At 65.2% G+C, this 16678-nt stretch carries 19 protein-coding genes; 13 read left to right on the top strand and 6 right to left on the bottom strand.

Annotation, left to right across the window (positions count from 1 at the left end):
- The first annotated feature begins 6 nt into the window (after nt 1-6).
- Genes ccoN through LSQ66_RS22125 form a run of 6 tightly spaced genes read left to right on the top strand, consistent with a single transcriptional unit; the run spans nt 7 to nt 5025 of the window.
- Nucleotides 7-1428 (top strand): cytochrome-c oxidase, cbb3-type subunit I, encoded by a 1422-nt coding sequence (gene ccoN / locus LSQ66_RS22150; protein WP_231770180.1) that lies wholly within the window; start codon nt 7-9, stop codon nt 1426-1428.
- Nucleotides 1429-1441: 13 nt separating this feature from the next.
- On the top strand, nt 1442-2056 hold the full coding sequence (gene ccoO / locus LSQ66_RS22145) for a cytochrome-c oxidase, cbb3-type subunit II (protein ID WP_231767326.1): 615 nt from the start codon (nt 1442-1444) through the stop codon (nt 2054-2056).
- A gap of 1 nt (nt 2057) precedes the next feature.
- Complete coding sequence (locus LSQ66_RS22140) at nt 2058-2222, top strand: cbb3-type cytochrome oxidase subunit 3 (protein WP_231767325.1); 165 nt, start codon at nt 2058-2060, stop codon at nt 2220-2222.
- Nucleotides 2215-3141 carry a cytochrome-c oxidase, cbb3-type subunit III gene (gene ccoP, locus LSQ66_RS22135; RefSeq protein ID WP_231767324.1) on the top strand — a complete coding sequence of 309 codons (927 nt, stop codon included), beginning with the start codon at nt 2215-2217 and terminating at the stop codon, nt 3139-3141. The genes LSQ66_RS22140 and ccoP overlap by 8 nt, the downstream gene beginning before the upstream one ends.
- 14 nt (nt 3142-3155) lie before the next feature.
- A complete protein-coding gene (ccoG, locus tag LSQ66_RS22130; RefSeq protein ID WP_231767323.1) occupies nt 3156-4517 on the top strand; it encodes a cytochrome c oxidase accessory protein CcoG in 1362 nt (453 codons plus the stop codon).
- 10 nt (nt 4518-4527) lie between these two features.
- Nucleotides 4528-5025, top strand: coding sequence for a FixH family protein (locus LSQ66_RS22125; protein WP_231767322.1), 498 nt, complete (start codon nt 4528-4530; stop codon nt 5023-5025).
- Here LSQ66_RS22125 and fnr read toward each other — a convergent pair.
- Nucleotides 5022-5777, bottom strand: a complete 756-nt coding sequence (fnr, locus tag LSQ66_RS22120; protein WP_231767321.1) for a fumarate/nitrate reduction transcriptional regulator Fnr — start codon at nt 5775-5777, stop codon at nt 5022-5024. The genes LSQ66_RS22125 and fnr overlap by 4 nt on opposite strands.
- Before the next feature lie 156 nt (nt 5778-5933).
- Here fnr and LSQ66_RS22115 point away from each other — a divergent pair, with 156 nt between their 5' ends.
- A complete protein-coding gene (locus tag LSQ66_RS22115) occupies nt 5934-9017 on the top strand; it encodes a response regulator (protein WP_231767320.1) in 3084 nt (1027 codons plus the stop codon).
- Here the strand turns inward: LSQ66_RS22115 and LSQ66_RS22110 are convergent.
- On the bottom strand, nt 9014-9481 hold the full coding sequence (locus LSQ66_RS22110) for a hypothetical protein (protein ID WP_231767319.1): 468 nt from the start codon (nt 9479-9481) through the stop codon (nt 9014-9016). The two genes, LSQ66_RS22115 and LSQ66_RS22110, sit on opposite strands and share 4 nt — an antisense overlap.
- 33 nt (nt 9482-9514) lie before the next feature.
- On the opposite strand from LSQ66_RS22110, the gene LSQ66_RS22105 reads away from it, so the two are divergent.
- Both LSQ66_RS22105 and LSQ66_RS22100 read left to right on the top strand, forming a co-directional pair.
- Nucleotides 9515-10783: an SDR family oxidoreductase gene (locus tag LSQ66_RS22105; RefSeq protein ID WP_231767318.1), complete on the top strand. Its 1269-nt coding sequence runs from the start codon at nt 9515-9517 to the stop codon at nt 10781-10783.
- Entirely contained in the window at nt 10783-11247 is a 465-nt protein-coding gene (locus LSQ66_RS22100) for a DUF2269 family protein (protein ID WP_231767317.1), read from the top strand. The genes LSQ66_RS22105 and LSQ66_RS22100 overlap by 1 nt, the downstream gene beginning before the upstream one ends.
- Here the strand turns inward: LSQ66_RS22100 and LSQ66_RS22095 are convergent.
- On the bottom strand, nt 11244-11825 hold the full coding sequence (locus LSQ66_RS22095) for a YdeI/OmpD-associated family protein (protein WP_231767316.1): 582 nt from the start codon (nt 11823-11825) through the stop codon (nt 11244-11246). The two genes, LSQ66_RS22100 and LSQ66_RS22095, sit on opposite strands and share 4 nt — an antisense overlap.
- Before the next feature lie 72 nt (nt 11826-11897).
- On the opposite strand from LSQ66_RS22095, the gene LSQ66_RS22090 reads away from it, so the two are divergent.
- On the top strand, nt 11898-12854 hold the full coding sequence (locus LSQ66_RS22090) for a LysR substrate-binding domain-containing protein (protein WP_231767315.1): 957 nt from the start codon (nt 11898-11900) through the stop codon (nt 12852-12854).
- Here LSQ66_RS22090 and LSQ66_RS22085 read toward each other — a convergent pair.
- Complete coding sequence (locus LSQ66_RS22085) at nt 12795-13106, bottom strand: DUF2917 domain-containing protein (RefSeq protein WP_231767314.1); 312 nt, start codon at nt 13104-13106, stop codon at nt 12795-12797. The two genes, LSQ66_RS22090 and LSQ66_RS22085, sit on opposite strands and share 60 nt — an antisense overlap.
- Before the next feature lie 143 nt (nt 13107-13249).
- Between LSQ66_RS22085 and LSQ66_RS22080 the strand changes: the two genes are divergently transcribed.
- From LSQ66_RS22080 to LSQ66_RS24765, 3 genes are read left to right on the top strand one after another with little or no spacing between them, the layout of a single operon-like run.
- Nucleotides 13250-13990: an SDR family NAD(P)-dependent oxidoreductase gene (locus tag LSQ66_RS22080; protein WP_231767313.1), complete on the top strand. Its 741-nt coding sequence runs from the start codon at nt 13250-13252 to the stop codon at nt 13988-13990.
- 10 nt (nt 13991-14000) lie between these two features.
- Nucleotides 14001-15200 (top strand): MFS transporter, encoded by a 1200-nt coding sequence (locus LSQ66_RS22075; protein ID WP_231767312.1) that lies wholly within the window; start codon nt 14001-14003, stop codon nt 15198-15200.
- On the top strand, nt 15197-15328 hold the full coding sequence (locus tag LSQ66_RS24765; protein ID WP_269449112.1) for a hypothetical protein: 132 nt from the start codon (nt 15197-15199) through the stop codon (nt 15326-15328). The genes LSQ66_RS22075 and LSQ66_RS24765 overlap by 4 nt, the downstream gene beginning before the upstream one ends.
- Here LSQ66_RS24765 and LSQ66_RS22070 read toward each other — a convergent pair.
- Together LSQ66_RS22070 and LSQ66_RS22065 are read right to left on the bottom strand one after the other, a co-directional pair.
- Entirely contained in the window at nt 15325-16284 is a 960-nt protein-coding gene (locus LSQ66_RS22070; RefSeq protein WP_231767311.1) for an SRPBCC domain-containing protein, read from the bottom strand. The genes LSQ66_RS24765 and LSQ66_RS22070 overlap by 4 nt on opposite strands.
- On the bottom strand, nt 16268-16618 hold the full coding sequence (locus LSQ66_RS22065) for an ArsR/SmtB family transcription factor (RefSeq protein ID WP_231767310.1): 351 nt from the start codon (nt 16616-16618) through the stop codon (nt 16268-16270). Before LSQ66_RS22065 ends, LSQ66_RS22070 begins: the two co-directional genes overlap by 17 nt.
- Between the last annotated feature and the right edge of the window lie 60 nt (nt 16619-16678).

Below are 16678 nucleotides of genomic sequence, written 5' to 3'. Positions count from 1 at the left end.
CTTCAAGTGGATCATGAACTGAACTACAACTACAGGATCGTGAAGCAGTTCGCGATTGCCACGGTAGTGTGGGGCATCGTGGGCATGCTGGTCGGCGTCATCATCGCCGCGCAGCTGGCATGGCCCTCGCTCAATCTGGATATACCCTGGCTGACCTACGGACGCCTGCGTCCCCTGCATACCAATGCCGTGATCTTCGCCTTCGGCATCAGCGGCCTTTTCGCCACTTCCTATTACGTTGTGCAGCGTACCTGCCAGGTGCGCCTGTTCTCGGACAAGCTGGCGGCCTTCACCTTCTGGGGCTGGCAGGCCGTGATCCTGTCGGCCGTGGTGACGCTGCCGATGGGCCTCACGCGCGGCAAGGAATACGCCGAACTGGAATGGCCCATCACCATCCTGATCGCGGTGGTGTGGATTGCCTACGCGGTGGTCTTCTTCGGCACCATCGTCAAGCGCAAGGTCAAGCACATCTACGTGGCCAACTGGTTCTTCGGCGGCTACATCCTCGCCGTGACCCTGCTGCACGTGGTGAACGGCATGAGCATGCCCGCTTCGCTCACGAAATCCTATTCCATGTACAGCGGCGTGCAGGACGCCATGATCCAGTGGTGGTACGGCCACAACGCCGTGGGCTTCATCCTCACTGCGGGCTATCTCGGCATGGTGTACTACTTCATTCCGAAGCAGGCCGAGCGCCCCGTGTATTCCTACCGCCTGTCCATCGTCCACTTCTGGGCGCTGATCTTCACCTATATGTGGGCCGGTCCCCATCACCTGCACTACACCGCGCTGCCCGACTGGACGCAGTCGCTGGGCATGGTGTTCTCGCTCATCCTGCTCGCGCCGTCCTGGGGCGGCATGATCAACGGCATCATGACCCTCTCGGGCGCCTGGCACAAGCTGCGCACCGATCCGATCCTGAAGTTCATGATCGTTTCGCTCTCCTTCTACGGCATGGCGACCTTCGAAGGTCCGATGATGTCCATCAAGACCGTGAACGCGCTCTCGCACTACACCGACTGGGGCATCGCCCACGTTCACGGCGGCGCCCTGGGCTGGGTGGGCTTCATCACCATGGGCTCCATCTACTACCTGCTGCCGCGCCTCGCGGGCCGCAAGGAAATGTACAGCACGAAGCTGGTCGACCTGCACTTCTGGGTAGCCACCATCGGCGTGGTGCTCTACATCGCCGCCATGTGGATCGCCGGTGTGATGCAAGGCCTGATGTGGCGCGCGGTGAATCCGGACGGCACGCTGACCTACACCTTCGTCGAAAGCGTGAAGGCCACCTATCCCTACTACGTTGTGCGCCTTGCGGGCGGCGCCCTCTACCTCGGCGGCATGTGCGTGATGGGCTACAACACCTGGATGACGCTGCGCGGCCGCGAAACCGCCGCCGCCCGCATCCCCGAACTGAAAGCGGCATGAAGGAGCAAGACAGATGAAATTTTCACATGAATGGATCGAGAAGAACCCCTGGCTGCTGATCGCGCTGGTGACCCTGGTGGTGTCGGTGGGCGGCGCGGTGGAGATCATTCCCCTGTTCTTCCAGAAGTCCACCACCGAGCCGGTGGCAGGCCTGAAGCCCTACACCCCACTGCGCCTCGTGGGCCGCGACATCTATGTGCGGGAAGGCTGCTACAACTGCCATTCGCAGATGGTGCGCCCCTTCCGTGCCGAGACCGAGCGCTATGGCCACTATTCGGTGGCCGGGGAGTTCGTCTACGACCGGCCCTTCCAGTGGGGCTCCAAGCGCACCGGTCCCGACCTGGCGCGCGTGGGCGGCCGCTACAGCGACGAATGGCACCGCGCCCACCTGCAGAACCCGCGCGACGTGGTGCCGGAATCGAATATGCCGAACTACCCCTGGCTGGCAAAAACCCGCCTCGTTCCGGCCGAAGTCGTGCCGAAGATGCGCGCCCTGCAGCGCCTCGGCACCCCGTACACCGAGGAGCAGGTGAAGGCCGCTCCGGCGGAGCTGGCGGACAAGACGGAAGAAGATGCGCTCGTGGCCTACCTGCAAGGCCTGGGCACCCTGATCAAGACGAGGAACTGAAATGGCAATCGAAAATGTGTTTGACAGCGCCAGCAGCGTGATGACGGTGATCTCATTCATCACCTTCGTCGGCATCTGGGCATGGGCCTGGGCGAAATCGAACCGGGACAGCTTTGCGCAGGCCGCGCAGCTGCCCTTCGCGGACGAGGAGAAAGACCATGTCTGACTTCACCAACGGTTTCTGGAACGGCTTCATTATCGTTCTCACGCTGCTCGGCGTAATCGGCTGCGGCGTGCTGCTGTACACGCAGTCCGTGCACAAGGTGCTGAAGGACCACAAGGGCCCCGTCGGCACCACGGGCCACATCTGGGACGAGGACCTGACGGAACTGAACACGCCCATGCCGCGCTGGTGGATGTGGCTCTTCTACATCACCATCGTTTTCAGCCTGGGCTACCTGTTCCTCTACCCTGGCCTGGGCAGCTACGCGGGCACGCTGGGCTGGGCCTCCTCCGGCCAGTACAAGCAGGAGCTGGCGAAGGCGGACGCCGACTATGGCCCCCTGTTCGCCAAATACCAGTCGCAGGACCTGAAGGCCGTGGCGGCCGATCCCCAGGCACACGCCATCGGCGAACGCCTGTTCCTGACCTACTGCGCCCAGTGCCACGGCTCGGACGCGCGCGGCAACAAGGGCTTCCCGAACCTGACGGACAAGGACTGGCTCTATGGCGGCTCGCCCGACGTGATCAAGACCACCATCATGCACGGCCGTAACGGCGTGATGCCGCCGATGGGCGCCGCACTCGGTTCGGACAAGGACATCGAGAACGTTGCGCACTACGTCCTGAGCCTCTCGGGCGGTACCGCCGATCCGATCAAGACGGTGTTCGGCAAGGCCAAGTTCAGCGCCTGCATGGCCTGCCACACGGCGGCCGGCACCGGCAACCAGGCCCTCGGGGCGCCAAACCTGACGGACAAGGTCTGGCTCTACGGCGGCAGCGCCGAAACCGTGATGGAAACCATCCGCAAGGGCCGCAACAACACCATGCCCGCCTTCGCGGACTTCCTGGGCGAAGGCAAGGTGCACGTGCTGGCCGCCTATGTGTGGGGCCTGTCGAATCCCGTGGAAGTAGCGAAGAAGTAGAGAGAAGCAGCATCATGAACGCGCCGCAAGTCATCAAGATGTACGCCGCCCGCGAGGAGATCTATCCCCGCGAAATCAAGGGCCGATACGCCAGCCTGCGCTGGGTCTGCGTCTGGCTCACGCAACTGGCCTTCTACGGCCTGCCCTGGCTGAGCTGGAACGGGCGTCAGGCGGTGTTGTTCGATCTTGCGTCGCGCAAGTTCTATCTCTTCGGCCTCGTGCTCTGGCCGCAGGACTTCATCTACCTGGCGGTGCTGCTGGTGATGTGCGCCTGGCTGCTGTTCCTGGTGACGGCGGTGGCGGGCCGCGTGTGGTGCGGCTTCGCCTGCCCGCAAACGGTCTATACCGAGATCTTCCTCTGGATCGAGCGCAAGATCGAAGGCCGCCGCAGCGCGCGCATCGCGCTGGACCGCCAGCCGCCTTCGCTGAAGAAGTTCTCGCGCAAGAGCGCCAAGCACCTGGCCTGGGGCGCCGTGGCGCTGTGGACTGGCTTCAGCTTCGTGGGCTATTTCACGCCCATCCGTATGCTGGGAACGGAGGCGCTCACGTTCTCCTTCGGTCCCTGGGAGTGGTTCTGGGTGCTGTTCTACAGCTTCGCCACCTATGGCAACGCGGGCTGGATGCGCGAGCAGGTGTGCAAGTACATGTGCCCCTATGCGCGCTTCCAGAGCGCGATGTTCGACCGCGATTCCTTGATCGTCACCTACGACGCGAAACGCGGCGAGCCGCGCAATCCACGCTCGGAAGGCGGCTGCATCGACTGCTCCATGTGCGTGCAGGTCTGCCCCACCGGCATCGATATCCGCAAGGGCCTGCAGTACGAGTGCATTGGCTGCGCCGCCTGCATCGACGCCTGCAACAGCGTGATGGACAAGGTCGCGCAGCCGCGTGGCCTGATCCGCTACAGCACCGACCGCGCCATGGCGGAAGGCCTGGGCGCACGGGACATCCAGCGCCGCGCCCTGCGTCCCCGGGTGCTGATCTACACCGGCCTGCTGGGCGCCGTGGCCCTGGCATTCATCGCCGCGCTCTGGCTGCGCACGCCCCTCAAGATGGACGTGATCCGCGACCGCGGCTCGATGGGCCGCGAGGTGGAGGACGGGAAGATCGAAAACGTCTACCGCCTCCAGATCATGAACACGACGGAGGCGCCGCATACCTACCGCATCCGCGCGAGCGGCATTCCTTCGCTGAACGTGGCGAGCGATGCGGAAGTGACGCTGGCGCCCACCGAGACCCGCGCCGTTCCCCTGCGCCTGCGTACGGAACACGGCAAGGCGCAGAAAGGGTCGAACACCATCGAGATCACACTGGAAGCGCTGGACGATTCCGCCATTGCGGTCCACGAGAAGGCCGTCTTCATCGTGCCGCGTTAAGGAGAAGCACATGAACCCCGCAAGCACCCCCTGGTATTCCCACCGCTGGCCATGGCTGCTGATGGCCGGTCCGGCCATCGTGCTCCTGGCCTGCTTCTACACCAGCTATATCGCCTTCTCGCAGCAGGACGCGCTGGTGGTGGGGGACTACTACAAGCGCGGCAAGGCCATCAACCAGGACCTGCGGCGCGACAGGATGGCGTCGGCGCTTGGCCTGTCCGCCGAATTGCGCTATGACGCTGCGCGCGGCGCGCTGCAAGGCCGCGTCATCAGCCGTACGGCCCTGCCGCCCGGCGCGCTCGCCCTGCACCTGGCCCATGCCACGCAGCCGGAGCACGATGTGCGCCTGACCGTGCAGCCGGACGCGGAAGGACGTTTCACCGCCCCCCTGCCGATGCTGGAGCGCAGCCGCTGGGTGGTGCTGGTGGAAGGCGGCCAGCGCAGCTGGCGCCTGGAGGGAAGCTGGCAGTGGCCTATGGAACGCGAGGTGACGCTGCGCGCCGATTAGGCGCAAGTCTCCGTGCCGGCCGTGATGGCTTTCAGGCGCGGCAGGTCCAGCACCTGGATTTCGCGGTTGCTCACGCGGATCAGGCCCAGCTTCTTGAACTTGTTCAGCAGGCGGCTGATGCTTTCAATGGTCAGGCCCAGGTAGTTGCCGATGTCCTCGCGCGACATGCGCAGCTGGAAGGCAGTGCTGGAATAGCCCCGCGCCTCGTAGCGCGAGGCGAGGTTCACCAGGAAGGCCGCGAAACGCTGCGTGGCCTGCATATTCCCCAGCAGGAGCATCACGCTCTGCTCGCGGGTGATCTCCTGGCTCATCATGCGGTGGAAGTGCCGCAGCAGCGTGGGCATGTCTCCCAGCAGCTGTTCCAGGCTGGCGAAGGGGATTTCGCATACTTCGCTGTCCTCCAGGGCTTCCGCGCTGCAGTAGTGCAGGTCGGTGCTGATGGCGTCCATGCCAAGCAGCTCGCCCCCCATCTGGAAGCCCGTCACCTGTTCCTCGCCGCCGGCATTGATCTGGTAGGTCTTGAAGTGGCCGAGGCGGATCGCATACAGGCTCGTGAAGGGGTCGCCCACGCGGAACAGGGTGCTGCCCTTCTCCACCTTGCGGCGGCGGCCGATGATCTTGTCCAGCTTGTCGATATCGCCCATGTCCAGTCCCATGGGCAGGCAGAGCTGGTGCATGCTGCAGGTTGCGCAGCGCGCCTTGAGAATCTCGATGGTGGCGCCGGGCAGCGTGAGGGATGGCAGTTCGATCATGAAAGTTTCCGGGGATTGGCGTTTGCCCCAGTTTACCGGCTTGCGCCCGAATGAACAAACACCGCGCACCTTGCGCGTTATTGCCTCGCGGTATTGACCTTGCCACGCCCGGCTGTTGATAGCAAAATTTCCACAGCGCTTCCTCAACAGGACACCATGAAACCGCTTGGGATCAAAGCGAAGGTCGCCCTGGCGACCAGCGTCACTTCGATCGTCATGATCGCGCTCGTCACTGCGCTGCTCTCGGACCGCATGCAGACGGACTTCACGCGCGTGCTGTTCGCCCAGCAGAGCGCCCTGGTGGCGCGCACCGCCGAAGAGCTGGATGACAAGATTTCCATGCTGTTCGACGTTATCACTCTTACCGCCAAGCACCAGCCGCGCGACATCGCGGGCGACCCTGCCGCGCTGCGTGCCTTCTACAAGGATCGGCCGGTGCTCTCCCTGTTCGACGACATTCTGATCCTGAGTCCGCAGGGGGTGATCCTGGCGGACGTTCCGGAAAGGCCGGGCCGCGCGGGCGTGGACGCATCCGACCGCGAATATTTCCGCCGAGTGATGACCAGCAAGAAGCCACTGATCGCCGGGCCGATGCTCGGCAAGGCAGGCAAGCGCCCGATCGTGCAGATGGTGGCGCCGGTGCTGGATCCGGACGGGAATGTGATCTGCATCCTGCTCGGCGTACTGCAGCTGTACAAGGACAATGTGCTGGGCCACCTGCGCACCGCGGAGGTGGGCCGTACCGGTTACTACTTCGCGGTCACGCGGGGCGAAGCGCCCATCTATGTGCTGCATCCCGATTCCGCACGGGTGCTGCAGCGCCGCCCTCCGGATGCCGATCCCGCCGTGGGCCATATGCTGCGCGACGGTACGACCGGCACCGTCATCACCGCCAACAGCTATGGCAAGCCCGCCCTGACCAGCTTCCGCAGGCTGAAAACTGTGGACTGGGTGCTGGCCGCATCGCTGCCGACGGACGAGGCCTTCGAGCCTTTCAAGGGGCTGCGCATGCGCATGGCTGTGTGGGGAGGACTGGCCTCCCTGCTGACCACCGCGCTGATCGTCTGGTTCACGGTGCGGCTGATGGCGCCCCTGGTCGACCTGCGCAACGCCATCCAGGGCCTGCGCGAAGAACCTGACGCGTTCACGCCCATTCCGGTCAGCAAGCATGACGAGATCGGCGAGCTCACTTCCGCCTTCAATGAGCTGATGGCTGCGCGCACGGCCGCCGACGAGCGCGCCCAGGCGCTGCGCAAGGAGCTCGAGGAGCAGCGCGACAAGGCCAACGCCGCCAACCAGGCCAAGAGCGACTTCGTGGCCAATATGAGCCACGAGATCCGCACGCCCATGAACGCGGTGCTGGGCATGGCCCACCTGCTCGGCAACACAAGCCTCACGGCGCAGCAGCGCAAATACCTGAACATGATACGCAGCGCGGGCGACACGCTGCTCTCCATCCTGAACGACGTGCTGGATTTCTCGAAGATCGAGGCGCAGCGCATGGAACTGTCGCCAGCGGACTTCGACCTTGACGACAGTATGAGCTCCCTCGCCACCACCATGACCATGAACGCGGGCGACAAGGAGCTGGAACTGGCCATTGTGGTGGACCCCGAAGTCCCCCGCCAGCTACGCGGCGACGCCCTGCGCCTGCAGCAGGTGCTGGTCAACCTTGCCGGGAATGCCATCAAGTTCACTGAGCAGGGAGAAGTTGTGGTGCGCGTTCACGTGAAGGAGAAGACGGATGGCAGAGCGGTGCTGCGCTTCGAGGTCGAAGACACCGGCATCGGCATGAGCCCCGCCCAGCAGGCAAGGCTGTTCCGCGCCTTCTCGCAGGGAGACCAGAGCATTACGCGGCGCTTCGGCGGCACGGGGCTGGGCCTGGCCATTACCCACCGGCTGGTGGCGCTGATGGGCGGAGAAGTCCAGGTACGCAGTACGGAAGGGCGGGGCAGCTGCTTCTCCTTCGCGCTGCCCTTCGAGGTGCTGCCCGATAAAACGCCGGCGAAGCGCGAACCGGCCATCGGTCCGCTGTCCGTGCTGGTGGCAGAAGACAACCGCACGAGCCGCGAGATGATCGGCCGCCTGATCGAGGCCTGGGGCTGGAGCGCCGACCTGGCGGCGGACGGAGCGGAGGCGCGGCGGCTCTTCGCTGAGCGCGAAGAGTCCTACGACATCGTGCTGGCCGACTGGCATATGCGCGGGACTGAAGGCGATACGGTGGCCCAGGAGATCCGGCGCATGGCCGGAGGCGGCAGTCCGCCCATCGTGGTGATGCTGAACGCCTTCGCGCGCGGCCAGCTGGAGGATATTTCGCTTTCGCCTGAGGCGGGCGTGGTGCTGGTGAAGCCCATCACGAGCTCCAGCCTGTTCGAAGCGCTGCACCAGGCCATGGCCTCGCGGCACAGCGGCCGGGACGACCAGCCCCTGGGCAGCAACGGCCTGCACAACCGCCTGCGCGGCGTGCATTTCCTGCTGGTGGAGGACAATCTGCTGAACCAGGCCGTGGCGCGCGGCATCCTGGAGCAGGCGGGCGCCACGCTGGACGTGGTGGGCGACGGGCAGCAGGCCGTCGATTTGCTGCGCGCAAGCCCCGCAGGCTACGATATGATCCTGATGGACATGCAGATGCCTGTCATGGATGGCTTCACGGCCACTGCCATGCTGCGGCGCGAGCTGAAACTGACCCTGCCGGTGATAGCGATGACGGCCGGGGTGCTGGCCTCCGAGCGCGACCGCTGCGTGGAGGCCGGGATCACGGATTTCATCGCCAAGCCGGTCGTTGTGGAGGAAATGATGAGTGTCATCCAGCGCCACCTGCCGCGCCCCCAGGCCGCGGCGCAGAACGAAGCGGGCGGGCATTCCGCACCCGCGCCGATAGCCGGCCAGGTCTTCAGCATGGACAGCCTGATGAAAGTGATGGGCGCCGACCCGAAAGGCCGGGCCATGCTGTTCAAGATGGTGAGGGGCGCCCTGGAGAGCGGCATGCAGCCGATGGATGAAGCCGACCAGGCGCTGCGCGAAGGGCGCCACCACGACGCGGCGCGGGCCATGCACAGCCTGCGCGGCGCAGTCGGCTCGCTGGGCGCCAAACGCCTGATCAGCGCCACGCTGGATGCCGAAGCCGCCATTGCCGAAGGCCCCATCGACGACGCCCCGCGCCGCTTTGCCCTCGTGCGCCAGGAGCTGTCGATGGTGCTCGATGCCGGCCGCGCCTGGCTCGAACGGGAAGACCGCTAGCGGCGGCGGTTCACCATCGCGCCAGCAGCAAGACCTACCGCAAAGGCGGCGTAGACGAGCGTTACCGAGCCGGTGCTCAGCCGTTTCTCATAGCCGGGCTGCAAGCGCCTGGGCGTCATCTTGTAGTCCACGAAGCAGGCCACCGCGCTGGCCACGGCGGCGGCGGCGGCCGTGGACTTGACGTTCTTGCGGTCCAGGGTCTTGCCTGCCAGCTGCTCAAAGATGGCGGCCCAGAACATGGCGCTGGCGTGGTGGATGGCATAGCCCGCCAGCGTGTATTTCATGGAGGGCTCGTCGTGCTCGAAGGCCTTGTCGCCGTAGAGCCAGTGGCTGACGGCATTGGTCGGGCCATACAGGCTGCCGCTGTCGGTCTTGCCGCACAGCGCCAGTGCAACGGTTGAGCTAAGGCTCGCCGCCGCGCCCGGAAGCAGGCTGCGGCCGATCATCGTCTTCCAATTGTCCATATCGTCGTTCCTGTTCTCGTATATCGTGTTGGCATGCATATCCTCGTGACCGGCGCCACCGGCTTTATCGGTTCGCACCTTGTGCCGCTGCTGCTGGCACAGGGGCATCGCGTCGCCAGTGCCGGGCGCCGCCCGCACCCCGATCCGCGTGTGAGCTTCATCGAGGCAGACTTCGTTCACGATAGCGAAAAAGCGCTCTGGGTGTCGCGCCTGAGAGGCGTGGACGCGGTCATCAATACCGTGGGCATCATCCGCGAAGCGGGGGAACAGACTTTCCAGGCACTGCATATCGCCACGCCCTGCGCGCTGTTTGCGGCCTGCGCGGAGGCAGGGGTGCAGCGGGTGGTACAGATCTCCGCACTGGGCGCGGACGGGCACGCGGCCACGGGCTACCACCGCAGCAAGAAAGTGGCCGACGATTTCCTCGCCTCGCTGCCGCTGACGTCGCGCATCGTGCAGCCATCGCTCGTCTACGGGCCGGACGGCGCCAGCGCGCGCCTCTTCCGCGCCCTGGCCGCCATGCCGCTGGTTCTCCGCTTCGGCCAAGCCGCGCAATGCGTGCAGCCCGTCCATGTCGACGATGTCTGTGCCGCGATTGTGGCGCTGCTCGCGGAACCGGGAGCCGGAACCCGGCGGGTCGCGCTCGTGGGTCCCAAAGCTCTTCGCTTCCTCGACTATCTGGACGCGCTGCGCCGCGAGATGGGGCTTGGGAGGCTGCGTGTACTCGCCTTGCCCGGTGCGCTGGCCAGCGCCGCCGCAAGGCTGGCGGTGCTGCTGCCAGCCAGCCCGCTGACACCGGAAACCCTCAGCATGCTCGAACGCGGCAATACTGCGGACAGCGCGGATATGGAAGGGCTGCTCGGCAGGCCGCCACGCGCTGTCGAGACCTTTATTGTGGACGCGCGCAGCGCGCGGATCGAGGCGCAACTGGGCTGGCTGCTGCCGCTCCTGCGCGTCAGCATAGCCGCAGTCTGGCTGTGGACGGCCTGGGTCTCGGCCTTCGTCTACCCCGTGGCCGACAGCTACCTGCTGCTGGAACGCACTGGCATTCCTGCCGCGCTTCGACCGCTGATGCTGTACGGCGCCAGCGCCTTCGACCTGCTGATGGGCCTCGGCAGCCTGTTCCTGGCCCGGCACTGGCGCCGCTGGCTATGGCTGGCGCAGCTCGCCCTCATCGGCTTCTACACGGCGGTCATCGCGTGGAAGTTGCCCGAATTCCTGTGGCATCCCTATGGACCATTGAGCAAGAACCTGCCCATGCTGGCGGCCATCTGGATGCTCTACGAACTGGAGAAAAAGTGATGGAATACCTCGTCGTCAAGTGGCTGCACATTCTGTCCTCCACCTTCCTGTTCGGCACCGGCATCGGGTCGGCCTGGTATCTGCTCTTTGCCGTCATCAGCCGGAATGTGCGCGCCATTGCCGTGGTGAGCCGCATCGTGGTGGTCGCCGACTGGACCTTCACGGCCACCACCATGGTGGCCCAGCCGCTGACCGGCTTCTACCTGATCCACCTCGCCGGTTTTCCCATGAACAGCCGATGGATCGTATGGTCGATCGTCCTGTATGTGATCGCGGGCCTGTGCTGGCTTCCCGTGGTCTGGCTGCAGATGCGCCTGCGCGACCTCGCGGCGCGGGCGGCGGATGAAGACACGGCGCTGCCGCCCCTGTTCTGGCGCTACTTCAAGGCCTGGGTGGCGCTGGGCATTCCAGCCTTCTTCGCCTTCCTCGCCGTGTTCTACCTGATGGTGGCGAAGCCGGTTTAAGGATGGATCTTCTCGCCCCGCTCCAGCATCGCCACGAAATCGCGAATGCGTTTGGCGCGCGTTTCCGCCTTCTTCGCGGTGTGGGTGCGGAACAGTATGGCGTAGCGGTTCTGGCTGTTAAGCGTGGCGAAGAATGCCTTCGCGGCAGGGCTGGCGTCCAGCGCTTCCTGCAGGTCGGCGGGCACTTCGGCGGCGCTCCAGGAATCGTAGGCCGCCTCCCAGCGTCCATCCGCCTTGGCCCGGTCGACCTCGCGCTGGCCGGCTTCGCGCATGAGGCCCTTGGCGATCAGCGCCTCCACCTTGTCGCGGTTGATCTTCGACCAGATGCTGCGCGCAGCGCGCGGGGTGAATTTCTGCAGCCAGTAATGTTCGTCGATGCTTTTCTTCTGGCCGTCGATCCAGCCGAAGCACAGCGCAGCCTCCAGCGCTTCGGGATACTGCACCGATTTTTCCGGCGCCTCCTTCTTCGCGATGCGCATCCAGACGCCTGGCGCAGACGCATGCTCCTTTTCCAGCCACCGGGTCCAGGCCTTCGCGTCGCGGAAAAGCAGTTCGGGTAAGGCGGGTTTCGCTGGCATGCGGCGCTCCTGGGTTGATCACTGCGCCATTCTAATGCGATATCATCGGCTTTCAATATCCCGGGAGGACGCATGCACAATCCGCTGCTGACATTGCCGCCGCTGGATGCCCTGCGCGGCTTCGTCGCGGCCGCGCGGCGCATGAGCATCACGGCCGCCGCGGAGGACCTGTGCCTGACGCAGTCCGCCGTGAGCCGCCAGATCCAGCAGCTGGAAGAGCGCCTCGGAACCCCGCTCTTCGTGCGGGCGCGGCGCAGCATCGTGCTCACCGACGCGGGCGCGCAGCTGTTCGAGCTGGCTTCACCCTGGATGGACCAGCTGGCGGAGCTCTCCGACAATCTGCGCCACGACACCAAGCTGCGCCCCGTCACCATCACCGCCAGCATCGGCGTGGCGGCCCTGTGGATATTGCCCCGGCTGGGCGCCTTCCAGGCGGAGCACCCCCATATCGATATCCGCGTTGCGGCCAGCAACCGGCTCACCGACCTGAAACGCGACGGCGTGGACCTCGCCATACGCTACTGCCCAGCCGCCCTTGCGCCGGAAGGCTCCCTGCATCTCTTCGACGAGGAAATCGTGCCCGTCGCAAGCAAGGCAGTGGCCCGGCATGCCTTCTCCGATCCCGGTGCGCTGCTGGAGCATGTGCTGCTCGACCTGGATGAACGGAGCAGGCCGTGGCTGCACTGGGCCCAGTGGCTGAAAGCCTACGGCATCCGCGCCAAGCCAAAGGGATACCTGCATTTCAACCAGTACGACCAGGTGATCCAGGCCGCCATCGAGGGCAACGGCGTGGCGCTTGGCAGGCTGGCCCTCGTGCTGCCGATGCTGAAGGATGGAAGGCTGGTAGCGGACATGCCGCAGCGGCGGCGCGCGGACGATTACGGCTACTGGCTGATCCAGGCGACGGAGCATCCGCGCCGCGAAGTGGCCCTTTTCCGCGACTGGGTCAGGGCGCAGGTGGAGCGCACGTCAAAGGAACTGGCGCAGGCAGTGCGCCAGCCAGCGCGGGCGCAGCGCAGTTCCGCCTGAGGCGAAGGGCACGGCCAGCTCGATGGTTACGGGCTCGTTGCGTCCCACGCTGGAGAGCACGTGGCGCGCGGCGCCCGGCAGTTGCAGGCTGTCGCCTGCTTCCAGAACCTTGTCCTCGGTATCGCGGTCGCGCACCAGCCACAGCATGCCCTCGAGGCAGCGCAGGCGCGTGGCGCAGTCCGGGGTGAAGCTCGCAGCCTGTCCGGGCTGCAGTGTCAAATGCATGGTGAGCATGGCATTCTCCTTGTCCATGCCCCATTCTGTTCCGGCGCCGCCCACGCTTCAAACGTTATATCGGCATCCCATTCATGCGCTTTTCGCATGGATCGCATGCCAAATCGCCGTTCGTCCGCCGGACGAATTGCCTTTATTCTGATCACACATTCGGAGGATTCATGAAGAAAGTCTTGATCGTCACCGGGGCCGGACGCGGCATCGGCGCGGCGATTGCCCGTGGTGCGGCGCGCGAGGGTTATGCCGTCGCCATCAACTACCACCGCGACGAAGGCGCGGCGGAAGCGCTCCTCACCGAGATTCGCGCTGAAGGAGGCGAGGCGATTGCCGTGCGCGGCGACGTGGGGAACGAGAAGGACGTGCATGCGATGTTCGAGCGTACCGAGGCCGAACTGGGTCCCGTTACCGCCGTGGTCAACAACGCGGGCATCACGAGCCGCCCCAGCCCCTTCACCGAAGTGGCCTCGGAGGATATCGAACGCATTTTCCGCACCAATGTGCACGGTGTGATGTTCTGCAGCCGCGCAGCCATAGCCGCCTTTCGCAGGCATGGTCAGGGCGGCGTTATCGTGAACATCTCCTCAGTGGCAGCAAAGACGGGAAGTCCCGGGGAGTATGTGCATTACTCGGCCAGCAAGGCGGCCGTGGAAGCATTCACCAACGGCCTGGCGCGCGAGCTCGCCGCCGAGAACATACGCGTTTGCTGCGTGGCGCCTGGCACCACCCTGACGGATATCCACGCCAATATGGGCGACCCGGACCGCCCCTACCGCGTGGCCCAGCGTATACCCATGCAGCGGCCGGGCAAGGCCGAGGAGATTGCAGCGCCGGTGCTGTGGCTTCTCTCGCCCGCCGCTTCCTATATCACCGGAGTGACCCTTCCCGTTTCGGGAGGTTTGTAAGGAGGCAGTCATGCGATGGTTGAAATCCCCCCTTGCCGCGGTGCTGTGCGGCGGCATCATCATGGGCTTGGCGCTCGGCATGCGCCACGTGCAGGGCCTCTTCATGCTGCCCATGACCACGGAACGTGGCTGGACGCGGGAGGAATTCGCCATGGCCATCGCCTTGCAGAACCTCATCTGGGGCCTGGCCCAGCCGGTTACGGGCATGATCGCGGACCGTTTCGGTTCCCGCCGCGTGCTGTTTGCCGGTTGCTCGCTCTACGCCCTGGGCCTGTACCTGATGGCGCATGCGGCCGGCAGCATGGAGCTGGCCCTCACAGGGGGCGTGATGATCGGCATGGCCTTGTCCGGAACGGCCTTCGGCACCGTGTACGGGGCCCTGAGCCGCGTCGTGTCCCCCGAGCGGCGCAGCTGGGCGCTCGGCATGGCGGGCGCGGTAGGCGGCGTGGGGCAGTTCGCCATGGTGCCAGTGGCCCAGGGCCTGATCGGCAATCTGGGCTGGCTGGCCGCGCTGGTGATCATCGCGGTGCTGCTGGCGGCCGCGGCGCCATTAGCCTTGCCGCTCGACGACAGCAGCGCGGCGCGGGCGCCTGCCGCCAGCGGGCAGTCGATGCGCGCCGCGATAGGCGAGGCGCTGTCGCACAAGGGCTTCTGGCTGCTCAATGCGGGTTTCTTTGCCTGCGGCTTCCAGCTGGCCTTCATCGCTGGCCATCTACCGGCCTACCTGATCGACAAGGGACTGCCCGCCAGCACCGGTGTCGCGGCCCTGGCCATCGTGGCGCTGGCGAATGTGGCGGGCACCTATCTCTGCGGCCAGCTGGGAGGCCAGTACCGGCGCAAGCACCTGCTGGCCGGGCTTTACGTGGTCCGCTCCATGGCCATGTTGCTGTTCGTCGTGATGCCGCTGACGGCGGCCAGCGTCTACGCTTTCGCCTTCGTGATGGGGCTCACCTGGCTGGGCACCGTTCCCCTGACCAACGGCCTCGTATCGCAGGTGTTCGGCGTGAAGTACATCTCAACGCTCTTCGGTTTTGTGTTCGTGGGCCATCAGCTGGGCGGCTTCCTGGGCGTGTGGATGGGAGGGGTGGTGTTCGACGCCACCCATTCCTACGATATGGTGTGGACGGCGTCGGTGCTGATCGGCCTCGCGGCGGCAGCCCTGCATTGGCCCATCGACGACCGGGCGGTCAGCCGCCTGCAAGTGGCATGAAGCGCGGCCAGGCGCTGATCGTGCTGTGCATAACAGCCTTGTTATGCACAGCCTCGGCATGGGCTTTCATGGCCATGATGAAGGGCGAGAACGTGGCCGCCATCGCCCGCGTCTTCCTGCTCTGTTAGCGGGAAGCCAGGTACGCTTCCAGGCGGCTGATGGTCTGCTGGCCGCCTTCCACGGCACCGTACTTTTTCACTTCCGCCAGGGCGCCCGGATCGGCGAACACGGAGCGCATGGTGAGCAGCGTCTGGCCGGGACCTGCCTCTTCGAAGGTGATCGTCACATGGAAGGCGAGCTGGTTGTCGCCATCGCCGCCGTGGCGGTACACCAGGCGGTCCGGCTTCTGCACTTCAATGTAGTCGATACGGTCGGCGCAGTGCATGCCGTTCGGCCCATCGAAATCGAAGCGCCAGCTGCCGCCGGGGCGCACATCCATGCTCTTGGTGGTGGCGGTCCAGCCGTTCGGCCCCCACCACTGCCCGATATGCTTCGCGTCGGTGAAGGCTTCGAACACCAGTTCGCGCGGGGCGCGCAGCACACGCTCCAGCACGATCTCGCGGTCCGAAGTATCCGCTTCCACCAGATAGCCCTGGTAAAGGTCGAACATGCCGCCGTAGCCCTGCGCCATGGATTCATGCATTGCCAGGAATGCGGCGCATTCGGCTTCACTCGCGTTCACGGGCACGGCCTGCAGCGTCATCTGCGTGCAGCCGTCGCGTTCTTCCAGGGTGATGGTGTTCAGCACTTCGAGCGGCCAGACGGGCAGCATGGGAATACGGATGCGGGTACCCTGGGCGTCCGCAAAGCCGTTGACGAAGACGATGCGGCTGGGCTTCGTGATTTCGTGATAGTCGAAGCGGCCCCACATCTCCGCGCCCGGCACGGCGCCGGTGCGCGGCGTCATGCAATAGTGGAAGATGCCGCCCGGCCGGGGCTCATGGCGCTGCACAGTGATCGTGCACTCCTTGGGCCCCCACCAGTGTTTCAGGTGCTGTGCTTCCATCATGGTGCGGAATACCAGCTCGCGGGGAGCCTTGAATTCACGGTGAATGATGAATGCCACGTCATTTGCGTTTGCCATGCCTGGTCTCCTTTGCCTGCAGTTCGATGAGATAGTCTTCCAGCCGGTCCAGGCTCTCCTCCCAGAACTGCCGGTATTGGTCCATCCAGCCCGTGGCTTCCCGCAGCGGCTGCACCTCCAGCCTGCAGGGCCGCCACTGCGCCTGCCTGCCGCGCGATATCAGGCCCGCACGCTCCAGCACCTTGAGATGCTTGGTAATCGCGGGCTGGCTGATCTCGAAGGGCTCGGACAGCTCGGAAACCGAGGCTTCGCCCTCAGCCAGCCGGGCCAGGATGGCGCGGCGGGTGGGGTCGGCCAAGGCCGCGAAAGTCAGGCTGAGATGGTCGTTTTCCATTATTAAACCATTTGGTTAATTAACCTGTTGGTAATGTAATCGTGGAAAAGCCGGATGTCA

This window comes from Massilia endophytica (assembly GCF_021165955.1).
Classification (GTDB): Bacteria; Pseudomonadota; Gammaproteobacteria; order Burkholderiales; family Burkholderiaceae_D; genus Rugamonas; species Rugamonas endophytica.
The sequence above is the reverse complement of the archived record's forward strand: the minus strand, read 5'-3'. Positions and strand labels throughout refer to the sequence as shown.